The sequence below is a fragment of the Bradyrhizobium sp. UFLA06-24 genome (assembly GCF_054967145.1).
On sequence record NZ_JADFUE010000027.1, the window covers coordinates 59,618 to 72,726 of the forward strand.

Below are 13,109 nucleotides of genomic sequence, written 5' to 3' on the forward strand. Positions count from 1 at the left end.
AACCCGATCCGACTGCGGGCCGTGCCATCCTCCAGGCCCGCGGCCGCGCGCAAGGCTACCCAAGGTAGTGTTACGTATCGTAACGCTTCGGACGGGCGAGCGCAAGCCGGATCGGTGGCATCGCCGCTCGGTCCGGCCGCCGCGCGCTAGAAATTCGGCCCCAGCGCGATCTTGGTGATCGTCCCGTTTCTGACGCCGATACGCCATTCCGCCGCGCCGTTGGCGAACTGGGCGACATAGATGTCGCTGTCGAGCGCAGTGACGCCGCGGAACGAGACCGCGCGGAGCGCCCCGAGCCGCGCCAGGATCGCCTGATCGAACGGAAGCTGCGCACGCGTGATGTTGGCGACCTCGGTCGTCATGTGATCGTAGTCCGGCTGGCCCTTGGCGATGCCCTCGAGATACAGCCGCAGCATCGCTTCGCCATTGACGATCGGGACGGCGCGACGCGCGGCGCGCCCCGGCCGCGCCACGAGGTTCGAGGCCTCCACATTGTGGAAGCGCGTCTGCCGGCCCGGCACCAGGATCTCCATGCACTTGCCGGACTTGTCGGCGATGACCCAGGGACTGTTCACATTGGTCAGCGCGACCCAGGTCATGTCCGACCGGACGACGCTTTGCGCCTTGCGCTCGCCGTCCGCGCCGAGATTGAAGACCTGAATGTCGTCTTCCGTTTCGTTGTAGAGCATGATCCGGATCGGCGAGGTGCCGGCGCGACCGCGCACGCGCGCCTCTTCGGCGCAGGAGAAGATCCCGCCGAGCTCGTCATTGCCGTCGGGCCGGAAGGTCACATCGCCGGCCTTGCCGTCGGGCTCGAGCAGCACTCGGAATTCCGCCGTGCCGTTCTCGAATTTGGCACCGTAGATGTCGTAGCCGCCGGGCCCGACGCCCCGGAAGAAGATCGACTCGATCGGCCCGAGCGCTGCGAATGTTGCACGCAATTCGCCGAGCCGACCGTGGATAGCGGCCGCGAGCGGCGCGCTCATGCGGTCATAATTCGGCGTGCCGTGGCGCAGGTCTTCGATTCCGGTGAGAATGATCTCCTTGCTGCCCGCAGCCGGAACCTGCTCCCTGAACCTGTCGGGCACTTCCGCAAGGCGCCGGGCGAAGTCGGCCTCGATCGCCTGAGCCTGCGCCGCATCGATCCGCTGCGCGAGGCGAGCGCCGGAGACCGCGTTGTGGACCAGCACGCGTGACACTTTGGCCGCATCGTCGCGCAGGAAGATCAGCAGGCGATCGCCGTGGACGGAGAAGGCATCAAGGCCCTCGGCGAGGGCCGGTGATCGACCCTGCCCGGTCTCCTGCACCTGCAGGCCATCGCCGTCGCGCCGCACCGTGAGCACGCGGTTCGGCGCGACCCGGTACCAGCCGACATATTGATCGAGCGAGACCGGATCTGCGGCCGGCGTCGGCATCTCGGCCACGCGGACAGCCCGCACATTGCGGCCGTTCATGTGCAGCATCAGCTCGGACGAGCGGCGCTCCGCATCGACAGGGAACGTGATCTCGCCGAACGAAGCCGCATAGGACGCCGTGCCGTCGCTCGCGACGCTGATGCGTAAGCGGCGCTGGCCGGTGAGCTGCCCGTACACCTCATCCCCCTCGCGGAAGATGGCGAACACCGAGGCGGGGCCCATGGCGTAGAAATTGACGAACGGGCGGTAATGCTCGGCCGGCACATCGCCGAGATCGGCACCTGATGCCACGGGGTCCGGCGTCCGGTAGGCGATCATCCCGGCCGATGCGATCACGACGGGCACGATAGCAGCCGCGATCCACAGCCGCTTGCGCCAACCGACGGCTGCGGGCATGGCAGCGGCCGCGATGATGCGCTCGATGCGCGCGCGTACGGTCGCGGCCTGCGCCATCGCCAGCTCCATCGGCCGCGGCTTCACCGAGGCGGCGACATCGAGCAGGATCTCGGCATAGGACAGCCGGTCGTCGATCATCTCGATCGCCCGGGCGTCGCTGATGATCTCGGCGAGCTCGGCAAGACGCGCAAGCTGCCACCACGAGAACGGGCTGAACCAGAACACCACGCGGTTCAGCGACGCGAGCAGCAGGACGTAGAAATCCCTGTTGGCGACATGCGCGCCTTCATGCGCCAGCACGGCGAGGCGCTTCTTGGCGTCCCAGCCGAAGAACTGCGGCGGCACCAGGATGGTCGAGCCGAAGGTGACGGGGCCGCCGACGTCGCGGCTGACACGCACATCGGCATCGATCATGCCTTTCACCGGCTTTGCGGCCCGGGCCAGACGCCAGGTCAGGCAGAGGCCGATGGCCAGCCGCAGCAGCAGCAAGCCGGCGATCCCGACATAGACGCCGGTGGCGACCATCCACCAATCGATCGAAATACCCGCCTTCGCCGTCGACGCGATTGCAGCACCCGGCGCGATCGGCAGCGACGGTTGTGGCCGCTCCAGCATCGATATGTCGGCCGGCCAGGATTCCACCGGCACCGGCACGGACAAGGGCAGCCGGTCGATGGTGAGCGTCGGCCAATGCATCACGACCGGCATCGCCAGCGACGCCAGCAGCACGACGATCCATGCCGTCATGTGAACGTGCGGATTGCGCACGCGAAACAGGTTGAGACCGATCCAGACGACGCCTCCCAGCGCGAAGGAGCGTAACGCCGCCTCAGCCAGAGCTGCGATCATTCCTTTTTCACTCCTCTCGCTTTCTTCGCCTTGGCCACCTGGTCGGCCAGCGCGCGCAATTGCTGCTGGTCGAGCATCGCATTGTCCACCATGCCGACGAGAACTTCCTCCATCGAGCCGTTGCAGAACCAGTCGACGATGCGCTGCACCGCCTTGGCCGCGACGCGCGCGCGCGCCTCGGCGGCGTGGTAGACGTAGGTGCGCCCGTCCACGGTGTGGCGAACATAGCCCTTTTCTTCCAGCCGGCGCAGCACGGTGCGCACCGTCGATTCCTTCAGACGCCGCGACAGTCGCTCGCGCACGGTTTCGGCCGTGACCGGCCCATGGGCCCATACTATCTGCATGACCTCGTGCTCGAGATCGCCCAGGTCGGGCAAACGATCGTCCATGGTGGCTTACCTAAGTTGGAATTCTTGTAACGCTACAGAGCGTCGCACATAAGGCGACGGCAGACAACGGCGATTCTGGCAGCGCGCGGCCTGGCTACGCCGTCATGCCCGGGCCTGTCCCGGGCATCCACGTTCTCCGTGCCATACATCGTGGATGGCCGGGACAAGCCCGGCCATGACGAGTAGCCCCGTCGGCGCACTAGCCGAGTCGTCCTGAACGCGGCTTAGCGGCGCTAGTACTTCGGCTCGTACATCTGCGACTGGACCAGGGCCTTGACGTCGTTGGGCGCGGGTCCGTCGGCGAGCCCCCGCTGAAAGGCGACGTCGGCGACGGCAGCCGCAATGCGCACCGACACCTCGCGGATGCGCGGCAGCGCCGGATAGAGGCTGCCTTGATCCAGGTCCTCCTTGCCGACGCAATTGGCCAGCGTATGGGCAGCCGCCATGAACATCTCGTCGGTCACGAGCCGCGAGCCGCTCGCGATCACGCCGAGACCGACGCCGGGGAAGATGTAGGAGTTGTTGCCCTGGCGCGGCACGAAGGTGCGGCCGTTGAGCTTGACCGGATCATACGGGCTGCCGCAGGCAAACAGGGCGCGGCCCTCGGTGTAGCGGTAGGCATCCTCCGCCGAGCACTCGGCCTTCGAGGTCGGGTTGGACAGGGCGAACACGATCGGCTGCTCATTGAGTTCCGCCATCGTCTTGAGCACTTCGGGCGTGAAGGCGCCGCCGACCGCGGCCACGCCAATGATCGCCGTCGGCTTCAGCGTCTTGATCGCGGTGAGGAAGTCGGCGATCGGCGCCTGGTCCTTATGCGCATAACGGAGCTTGTGCCCGGAGAGACCCTCGCGGCCGCCGACGACGAGGCCGCGGGAGTCCACCAGCCAGTTGCGCCGGAGCGCCTCGGCTTCGCTCGCGCCCTCCGCGATCATGGCGGAGACCACGAGATCGGCGATGCCGGTCGCCGCCTCGCCCGCACCGAGGAACAGGATGCGCTGGTCCCTGAGCTTGCCGCCGTTGACACGCAGCGCCGAGAACAGACCCGCGAGCGCGACCGCTGCGGTGCCCTGGATGTCATCGTTGAAGACGCAAGCTTCATCCCTGTATTTGTGCAGCAGCTTGAACGCGGAATGATTGGCGAAGTCCTCGAACTGGATCAACACGCCGGGAAAGGTCTTCCGCGCCGCGGTCATGAATTCGTCGACGAAGCTGTCATAGGCTTCGCCGGTGAGGCGTCGCTCGCGCAGACCGAGATAATAGGGATCGCTCAGCAGCTCCTCGTTGTTGGTGCCGACATCGAGCACGATGGGCAGGCACTGTTCGGGATGCACGCCGGCGCAGGCCGAATAGAGCGAGAGCTTTCCGACCGGTATGCCCATGCCGTTGGCGCCGAGATCGCCGAGGCCGAGAATCCGTTCACCATCGGTGACGACGATCAGCTTGGCCGGATAGGGCCAGTTCCTCAGGATGTCGGCGATCTGGCCGCGATCGCGCGAGGAGATGAACATGCCGCGTGGCCGCTGAAAGATCAGGCCGTATTTCTGGCAGGCGAGCCCGACCGTCGGCGTGTAGATGATCGGCTGGATCTCGTCGATATTGTCGACGACGACGCGGAAGAACAGCGCCTCGTTACGGTCATGCAGCGCGTTCAGAGCGACATATTTCTCCAGGTCGGTCGGCAGGGCGCGCAGATTGGTCAGCACGCGCTCGACTTGCGTCTCCATCGTCAGCACGCAGGGCGGCAGCAGGCCGCGCAGGCCCAGCTTGGCACGCTCCGCCTCGGTAAAGGCCGTGCCCCTGTTGAGCAAGGGATCGCGCAGCAGCGTCATGCCACGTGCAGAATCGGAGAGTGCCGGTTGGGCAACGACGCGGGCAGGTCTATTCACGAATTCCCCCAGGAAGCTTCACACTGAACCGCGACATTGTCGGCCACCGCTCAATTGAGATCAAGGACCGGACGAGGCGCGGGACGATTGTGATCTCGCACCGCAGCGAAATTTGTCGCGAGACCCTCTGGCCTCGTCATTCCGGGCGCGCGCAGCGCGAGCCCGGAATCCATGGCGCGACCGTCTCTGCGGCTCGACGGATTCTCATGTGCGCAATTGCGCACCATAGCTCGCGACTTCGTCGCGCCCCGGAATGACCATCAGGAAGGACCATACGGCCAACGCTATTCCGGCTTGATATCCGCAGCCTTCACGACGGGCCACCATTTCTCGATCTCGGCCTTTTGGAAGGCGCCGAGCGCTGCGGGCGATTGCTGGTCCGACGCCGGAATTTCCTGGCCCAGTTCGGCAAAGCGCTGCTTCACGGACGGGTCGGCAAGGGCCGAGACGATCGCCGTATTCAGCCTCGTGACGATCTCCTTCGGTGTATTCTTCGGTGCCCAGATGCCGTGCCAATAGGAAATATAAAGCCCGGACAGCCCCGCCTCATCGACCGTCGGGATATCGGGCGCGGACGCAAGGCGCGTCGGCGAGGTCACTGCGAACGCCTTGATCGCACCGTTCTTGTATTGGGGCAGCGAGTTCGAGGCCTGGTCGAACATGATGTCGATCTGTCCCGCGACGAGATCGATCATGGCGGGCCCCGCGCCGCGATAGGGCACGAACTGAAAGTCGGTGCCGGTCCTCCCCTTGAAGAAGACCCCGGCGACATGTGCCCCGGTGCCCGCGCCAGCCGTCCCCGCAGTGGCCTTGCCCGGATTGGCCTTCAGCCAGGCGATCATCTCCTTAAGATTGTTGGCCTCGAGCGACTTCCGGCCGACGATCAACTGCGTGCCCATCGCCACCAGCGCGACCGGCTCGAAATCGGCGATCACGTCATAAGGCAGCTTGAAGATCGCGCCGTTGAGCACATGCGTTCCCCAATGGCCGATGGTGATCGTCGTGCCGTCAGGTGTCGCACGCGCGACGCGGGCTCCGGCGATGCTTCCCGAAGCGCCGGCGACGTTCTCGACCACGATGGTCGCATGCAGCTCGGCCGCAATCCGTTCCGACAGGATCCGCGCCAGCGTATCGGTCGGCCCGCCGGCTGCGAACGGGACCATCAGAGTGATGGGACGAGAGGGAAATGACTGGGCCTGACCGGGTGCGCTCCACGCCGCGCATCCGATCAACGCACCAATGACGATCACATGACCGCGCAGTCCGGCCCACGGCCCCCACATCGTTCTCTCCCAAGCTTCTTGTCGCCCGCATGTCGTCAGCGGACTGAAGCGCGAGTGAACGCTGCCAGGTGGGTGGAGGCAAGCGGTAAGTTGGCCCGGCAGCTATCCGGCGGCGCGCCGCGGCGTGAGGCTCGCGGCATGATCAGCCGCCGGCGCGACGTGCATCAGGATGGTCTGGGTCGCCGAAGCAACCTCGATGCCGTGCTGCTGGAAGCGCTGCTTCATGCGGCGGTTGAACTCGCGCTGCACCGGCCAGCGGCCCGCCTCGGTGCAGCGGATTTGGCCGACGATCGACACCATCGCACCGTCGACCTTGTCGACGCCCCAGAGTTCGAGGTCGCCGCGGATCAACGGGCGGAATTCCGTCTCCCGGCGCATCTCCTCGACGATCTCCTTGAGGATCTGGCCGGCACGATCGGTGTCTTCCTTGTAGGCGACATTGACACTCACCGAGGCATTGCCGGCCCCGCGGCTGGCGTTGGTGATGGTGGTCACGGCGCTGAACGGCACGATGTGCACGGCACCATCGCCGGCGCGCAGGCGGATGGTACGGATCGAAACATTCTCGACCACGCCTGACAGCCCCGACACGCTGACGGTGTCGCCGACCTGGACCGTGTTCTCCAGCAGCAGGAACAGGCCAGTGATGAGATCCTGCACCAGCTTCTGCGAACCGAAGCCGATGGCGATGCCGACGATGCCGGCGCCAGCGAGCAGGGGGGCGACATTGACGCCGATTTCGCTGAGCGCCGTGAGGCCGACCACGGTGGCGATCAGGCACAGCAGCGCCGTCCGCAGCATCGGCTGGAAGGTGCGCAGGCGTGCCGCGCGGGCATAATGTCCGTCGCGCGACAGCGTATTGATCTGCCGGTCCAGCAGCGCGTTGCTGACCTCCCAGATCGCCGCAGCGATAGCGACGGCAATGCCGATCGTCGCGACCGCCGAGATCAGCCGGCTGCCGATCTGGCCGCCATAGAACCAGACGATGGCATCGACGCCCCAGACCTCGAGCACGGCGACAAAGCCGATGAAGGCGATGACGCCGGAAACGATCTTGCGCAACAGCGGCAAATAGCGGTTGGCGCGGATCTCCAGTCCCGGAAAGCGATGGAGGATTTCCGGCTGGATGCGGAAGCCGCGGTCGATCAGGCTCAGCGTCACCATGATGGCAACCCGTGTGATCAATGCTACTGCGATGGTGCCGACGAAATATTGCAAGAGCAGCGAATAGCCATTGTGGATGTTCAGCGCCCAGACCGCCCACAGCGCCAGATCGAGCGCGATGGCCAGATAATGCCATCCTCCGGCGATCCGATTGCGCAGGCGCGCCGCGAGTCCCTGCCGCTCTGCCGGCGCGCGGATGGCATCGGCGACGTGGCGGCGACATTGCAGGATGATGACGACGACGAACAAATGCACCACCAGCATCACCATGCGCAGCAGCGCAGCGTAGCCGGCGCGATGCAGGCCGAGCAGCAGCGCCACGTTGGCAAAGGCGATGCCTGATACCGCGACGCCGACGATGCGGCGCGCCCAGATCTCGATATAGGCGGCTGTCTCGGCGCGCGCCGGAAACAGACCGAACGGGCCCGCCAGTGCGCGAACCACACAGATGAGCCCCCGCGAGAACGCATAGGCATTGACGACAGCGAGGATCACGAGGCGAACGGTGGCCGGCTCGCCGATTTCCGTCCCGAGCAGTGCGGTCGCCAGACCGACGAAAACGACCACCGGAAGCAGCTCGAGCAACAGCCGGCCCAGCACGAAGGGCAGCCGCAGCAACAGCTGCCAGACGCGGGCCAGACTGTGCCGGTGCTTGTGCAATTCAGGCCCGGGGGTGACATCCACGACCGATGGCGGCGGCTCGGCAATGGGCAGCGTCTGCGCCGCCAGGCGCGCAGTCTGCGGCACGTGGCCTTCGAAAAACGCAACCGGACGCCGGATCAGGCGGACGGCAACCCATTCGGCCGCCAGCGCGCAGCCGAACACCAGCGCCAGCTTCCAGGTGATTTCGATCAGCAGATTGTAGGCTTGCGGATCGTTGGCGGTATCCACGACCCAGTAATAGAACGCCCAAAAATGCGTGAGCGTCCGCGCCATGTCGGCGACGTCGCGCGAGATTTCGCTGATCTCCTCCGATACCGTGAGCAGAAGTTGCGCGCCGAGACCGTCTGCCGACAGCGGGATCGGTGATGTCTGCTCAGGCGCAGGCTGCTGCGGACCCGACGCATTCACGATCGCGCGCAACGTGTCGATCATCTGAGCGCGTTTCTGGTCGTCCTGAAGCGTTTCCAGTGCACGCCTGGCCTCCTCAGGCGACAGCGCGGCAGCATTATTGCTCGCCGGCGCAGCCGGCCCTGCGCGCGCTACGGAAAATGACGAGAGGACGAGGAAGAGCGCTGCGACCAGCGCCGAGGCAAGCTTATGCGACACGCGAATTCCCTGAAAGAACGCAAGCGCCGGCGAAGTCGGAAGACGTTTCCGCGAAGCACATGCGTCATGCCGAGCCGCTATTCGCCCCGATCCTGTGTCGGAAGTTTGCCGACCCGACGACAATGTCTTGGCATTTGCTGCATTGCAGGGGGCTCAAAACGCACAGCGCCGGGCAGGTAGGGGCTCTGCCTCACTGATGCAGCCCTCTAGACCTGGACCCGGCGTGCCGTTCGCGGTTTATGCCGCTATGCGATAGTCCGAACGAGCTCCATCGCACTTAACGCGGCTGGATTTGCGGAGGTGGTGTCATAGACCTCCCCTTGCTCATGAGGTGGACGTAACGTCGCTTGTGTGCGACCACATGCATGGTCCTCCCCCGACACAAAACTGTCAAGCGCGATCGATAGCGCCGCGGATCACATTTGCACGCTTGTCCCGCGACAGACTGACCGCATAAGAGCGCGGAATAAACCCCTCTTCGCAGCGTTTGTGTGAGAGACACATCCGCCGCCTTGTTTCATCCCTTTTCAGAAAGCCTAGAGATGAAAGCATTATCTTGCATCGTCGTTCTCGCCGCCCTCGTCACCGGCTCCGCTTTCGCGCAGACCCCGCCCCAGACCTCGACAAGAAAGGTCGAGGGCACCGACAACGTCTACATCTTCCGCTATGGCGGCCATCAATCGATGTTCGTGGTCACGCCAAAGGGCGTGATCGCGACCGATCCCATCTCGTATTTGCGTCCCGCAAAACCCTATATCGATGCGATCAAGGCCGTCACCGACAAGCCGATCAAATACGTCGTCTACAGCCATCATCACTACGACCACATCGCCGGCGGCCAACCGTTCAAGGACCTCGGCGCCACCTTCATTGCGCATCGTCGCACCAGGGAACGGCTGCTCGAGTTGAAGAAGCAGAATTCGCTCCTGGCCGACATCGTGCTGCCGGACCAGGTGGTCGACGACAGGAAGATCATCACGCTCGGCGGCACCACGCTGGAGCTCGACTATGTCGGCCGCAACCATTCCGACAATTCGCTGGTGATGCGGCTGCCGAAAGAGAAGATCGTTTTCGTCGTCGACTTCGCGCCGATCGAGTCGGTCCAGTTCCGCAACATCCCCGACAACGCCTCGCCAATCGAATACATCGCCTCGCTGAAGAAGCTGGCCTCGCTCGACTGGGAGCGGATGATCCCCGGCCATCCCTATGCCGGCGGCCGGCTCGGCACCAAGAAGGACGTCGAGGACGATATCGCCTACATGGAGGACCTCTCGGCCGAGGTGAAGAAAGCGGCCGACGCCGGCAAATGCTTCGACACCGCGATGAAGGAAGTGAAGCTGCCGAAATACGAGAAATGGGCGAATTACGAGGCGAGCCTTCCCGCCAATGTGGAGCGCTTCTGCTACTGGTGGGGCCGGGGGTATTAGGCGGCTTGCACAGAACTCGTAGGGTGGGCAAAGGCGCAACGCGCCGTGCCCACCACCTCTCTCGATCGCAGAATTCGCGTGGGCACGCATACGCTTTGCCCACCCTACGAGACCTGTCGCGATGATGGCATTATGCCCCTGTTTTGCCCGACGGGTCAACCTAAATTCTTAAAATCCGAATATCGGGACCATGCTGTTGATTTTGCTGGGGTCCGCTACTGTGCATGGGGTTGTTTCATTTTTTTGCTTTGGCCCGCTTCTTCGCTCCCTTCTCCTCCGCCTCCAGCGCCTTGCGCACATTCTCGAACTCGGCCAGCGAAGCCTTGTCGGCGCGCGGAAAGCGCAGGTCCAGCTTTTCCAGCTCCGCGACGATCACCGAGCCGATGACGACGCGGGCGAACCATTTGTGGTCGGCCGGCACGACATACCAGGGCGCATGAGGCGTCGCGGTATGGCGCACGATGTCCTGATAGACAGCCTGATAGCGCGGCCACAAGGCGCGCTCCTTGATGTCGTCCATGGAGAACTTCCACTGCTTGGCCGGCTGCTCCAGCCGGTCGAGGAAGCGCTCGCGCTGCTCCTCCTTGGAGACGTTGAGGAAGAACTTCAGCACCACGGTGCCGTTGCGGCAGAGATAGCGCTCGAAGGCGCTGATGTCCTCGAACCGCTCCCTCCAGATGTTCTTGGTGATCAGCCTCGAGGGCAGCTTCTCCTTGGCAAGGATCTCCGGATGCACCCGCGTCACCAGGCATTCCTCGTAATGGGAGCGGTTGAAGATGCCGATCCGGCCGCGCTCGGGCAGCGCGACGACATGGCGCCAGAGGAAATCGTGGTCGAGCTCCTTGCTGCTCGGCGCCTTGAAGGCCGTGACTTCGCAGCCCTGCGGATTGATGCCCTCGAAGATCGCCTTGATCGCACTGTCCTTGCCGGCGGCATCCATGGCCTGGAACACGATCAGCACCGACCAGCGGTCCTGGGCGTAGAGCTTCTCCTGGAAGGCGATCAGCCGCTTCTTGTTGGCGTCGAGAATCTCCTGCGCCGTCTCCTTGTCCAGATCGCCCTTCTCGTTGGTCTTGTAGTCCTGCAGGTGAAACTTGCCGGCTCCGTCGTGGCGGAACGGCCTGATGTAGCGGTCAAGTTCCTGGGCGAGCGATTTGGACGGCTTCTTGCTCATGAGCGCGGGACACCTTTCGTTGCGGCTTCAATCGGTCGAGCAGGCTACCAAGGATGCCCTTGGGAAGGAATATGATGAAAAGCACCAGCAGCACGCCATAGACGAGATTGTCCCAGCCGACCGCCTTGGTACCGAAACCGATGCGCAGGGTTTCCGCCAGCAGGATGGTGATGACGGCACCGACGGTCGGACCGAGCGAGACGAACAAGCCACCGACGATGGCCGCGAACACCATCTGGAGCGACACCGCAATGCCGCTGACCGTGTCGGGCGTGATGAACATCTGGTACTGGCAATAGATCGCACCCGCCAGCGCCGTCATCACGGCGCTGATCAAGGTGATCTTGAGCTTCTCCGCGGTGACGTCGACGCCGGCGGCGGCCGCGGCGTCCTCGTCCTCCGAGATCGCCTCCAGCGCGTAACGGCTCATGCTGCGATCAATCAGATGCCAGACAGCGATGCCACCGAGCCACACCGCGAGCGCGATCAGATACCAGCTGGTCTTGTCGTCGAACTGCAGCGCCAGCAGCTTGTTGCCGGCGGCGCGGTTCGGCGTGTAGCCGAGCGAGCCGCCGGTGTAGTCGCGCGTCGCGGTGATGATCTGGAGCACGATGCCCGACAGCGCGAGCGTCACCAGCACGAAATAGTGACCGGTGATGCGGAAGCGAAAACAGGGATAGCCGACGATCAGCGCCAGCGCCCCGGCCGCCACCATGCTGGCGGGAATGCCGATCCACGGCGACAGTCCCAGGTGATTCCAAAGCAACGCCGTGACATAGGCGCCGATCCCCATGAAGCCGCCATGCCCGAGCGAGACCAGGCCGAAGCGGCCCATCATCGACCAAGATGTGTAGGCGAACGACCAGATCAGGATCAGCACGAGAATGTGCAGATGATAGGGATCGCGATAGACGAAGGGCAGCGCGACCAGCGCCCCCAGCGCTATCGCCCAAGCGACGAGCCGGCCCTGCCCCGTCATCGGCGCCTCGCGAGCAGGCCCGCGGGCCGGATGAACATCATGACGATGAAGAAGGCGAAGGCGAGCACGTAGCCCCATTCGAGATCGGAGAACAGGCCGCCGAGCGAGATGATCTCGGCGAAGACGAAAGCCGCGATGAAGCCGCCGATGAAATTGCCGAGGCCACCGAGCACGCAGATCAGGAAGGTGATCGGCCCGAAGGAGAGACCGACGAAGGGATGCACGTCGTATTGCAGCACCAAAAGGCAGGCGGCGAGCCCGGCCAGCCCGCCGCCAATGGCTGACGTAATGAGATAGATCCGTTTGGTGTCGACGCCCATCAGCGCCATGATCTGCCGATCCTGCGAGATGGCGCGGATCGCAGTGCCGGTGAAGGTGCGGGTCATGAACAGATAGACCGCAACCATGCCGACCAGCGCAGCCAGGAACGACAGCAATCGCGCGTAGCTGAAATTCATGTCGCCGAAGGCGAGCACCGGCAGACGGATGCCGAGGTTGCGGAAGTCGATGCCGAAGGCGACGGTGGCAAAGCTCTGCAGGACGAACAGCACGCCGCCGGTCGCGAGCAGCTGGTTGATCGGCGGCGCCGTCAAGAGCGGCGCAATCACCAGATAATGCAGGAGAGCACCGAGCATCGCCACCAGCAGGATAGTCAGCGGCGCCGCGATGAAATAGCTGATGCCGTGCCACTGGACCATGAAATACATCGCGTACATGCCGATCATGACGAGCTCGGCGTAGCAGATCCAGGTCACATCGATGACGCCGAAGATCAGGTTCAGCCCGAGCGCGAGCAGCGCCAGAACGCCACCGAGCAGGATGCCGTTGATGACGGCCTCCAGCAGATAGATATCGAAAATGTCCAGGAACGCCTGCAT

General features: G+C 64.2%; 9 protein-coding genes. 1 reads left to right on the forward strand and 8 read right to left on the reverse strand.

Annotated elements, in window-relative coordinates; all coding sequences use genetic code 11:
* Positions 1 to 146: 146 nt before the first annotated feature.
* From IF809_RS21920 to IF809_RS21940, 5 genes are all read right to left on the reverse strand, one after another.
* Complete coding sequence (locus IF809_RS21920) at positions 147 to 2,660, reverse strand: M56 family metallopeptidase (protein WP_462838480.1); 2,514 nt, start codon at positions 2,658 to 2,660, stop codon at positions 147 to 149.
* On the reverse strand, positions 2,657 to 3,049 hold the full coding sequence (locus tag IF809_RS21925) for a BlaI/MecI/CopY family transcriptional regulator (protein ID WP_453996139.1): 393 nt from the start codon (positions 3,047 to 3,049) through the stop codon (positions 2,657 to 2,659). Before IF809_RS21925 ends, IF809_RS21920 begins: the two co-directional genes overlap by 4 nt.
* Positions 3,050 to 3,282: 233 nt before the next feature.
* Positions 3,283 to 4,935 carry an NAD-dependent malic enzyme gene (locus IF809_RS21930; RefSeq protein ID WP_462838481.1) on the reverse strand — a complete coding sequence of 551 codons (1,653 nt, stop codon included), beginning with the start codon at positions 4,933 to 4,935 and terminating at the stop codon, positions 3,283 to 3,285.
* A 284-nt stretch (positions 4,936 to 5,219) separates the two neighbouring features.
* On the reverse strand, positions 5,220 to 6,218 hold the full coding sequence (locus IF809_RS21935; RefSeq protein ID WP_462838482.1) for a tripartite tricarboxylate transporter substrate-binding protein: 999 nt from the start codon (positions 6,216 to 6,218) through the stop codon (positions 5,220 to 5,222).
* 102 nt (positions 6,219 to 6,320) lie between these two features.
* Entirely contained in the window at positions 6,321 to 8,651 is a 2,331-nt protein-coding gene (locus tag IF809_RS21940; protein WP_462838483.1) for a mechanosensitive ion channel domain-containing protein, read from the reverse strand.
* Positions 8,652 to 9,193: 542 nt separating this feature from the next.
* On the opposite strand from IF809_RS21940, the gene IF809_RS21945 reads away from it, so the two are divergent.
* The gene (locus IF809_RS21945; protein WP_462838484.1) at positions 9,194 to 10,078 is read left to right on the forward strand and encodes an MBL fold metallo-hydrolase; all 885 of its coding nucleotides are present in this window, start codon (positions 9,194 to 9,196) and stop codon (positions 10,076 to 10,078) included.
* A gap of 235 nt (positions 10,079 to 10,313) precedes the next feature.
* Here IF809_RS21945 and IF809_RS21950 read toward each other — a convergent pair whose 3' ends face one another.
* Genes IF809_RS21950 through IF809_RS21960 form a run of 3 tightly spaced genes read right to left on the reverse strand, consistent with a single transcriptional unit; the run spans position 10,314 to position 13,109 of the window.
* Positions 10,314 to 11,252: a polyphosphate kinase 2 family protein gene (locus IF809_RS21950; protein ID WP_128964794.1), complete on the reverse strand. Its 939-nt coding sequence runs from the start codon at positions 11,250 to 11,252 to the stop codon at positions 10,314 to 10,316.
* Positions 11,212 to 12,231 (reverse strand): branched-chain amino acid ABC transporter permease, encoded by a 1,020-nt coding sequence (locus tag IF809_RS21955; RefSeq protein WP_462838485.1) that lies wholly within the window; start codon positions 12,229 to 12,231, stop codon positions 11,212 to 11,214. Before IF809_RS21955 ends, IF809_RS21950 begins: the two co-directional genes overlap by 41 nt.
* Entirely contained in the window at positions 12,228 to 13,109 is an 882-nt protein-coding gene (locus IF809_RS21960) for a branched-chain amino acid ABC transporter permease (protein WP_462838486.1), read from the reverse strand. Before IF809_RS21960 ends, IF809_RS21955 begins: the two co-directional genes overlap by 4 nt.

Excerpts from the sequence above, each read along its gene's own strand:
- IF809_RS21920 (WP_462838480.1), bottom strand. The coding sequence starts at position 2,660 with ATGATCGCAGCTCTGGCTGAGGCGGCGTTACGCTCCTTCGCGCTGGGA.
- IF809_RS21925 (WP_453996139.1), bottom strand. The coding sequence starts at position 3,049 with ATGGACGATCGTTTGCCCGACCTGGGCGATCTCGAGCACGAGGTCATG.
- IF809_RS21935 (WP_462838482.1), bottom strand. The coding sequence starts at position 6,218 with ATGTGGGGGCCGTGGGCCGGACTGCGCGGTCATGTGATCGTCATTGGT.
- IF809_RS21945 (WP_462838484.1), top strand. The coding sequence starts at position 9,194 with ATGAAAGCATTATCTTGCATCGTCGTTCTCGCCGCCCTCGTCACCGGC.
- IF809_RS21950 (WP_128964794.1), bottom strand. The coding sequence starts at position 11,252 with ATGAGCAAGAAGCCGTCCAAATCGCTCGCCCAGGAACTTGACCGCTAC.
- IF809_RS21955 (WP_462838485.1), bottom strand. The coding sequence starts at position 12,231 with ATGACGGGGCAGGGCCGGCTCGTCGCTTGGGCGATAGCGCTGGGGGCG.
- IF809_RS21960 (WP_462838486.1), bottom strand. The coding sequence starts at position 13,109 with ATGCAGGCGTTCCTGGACATTTTCGATATCTATCTGCTGGAGGCCGTC.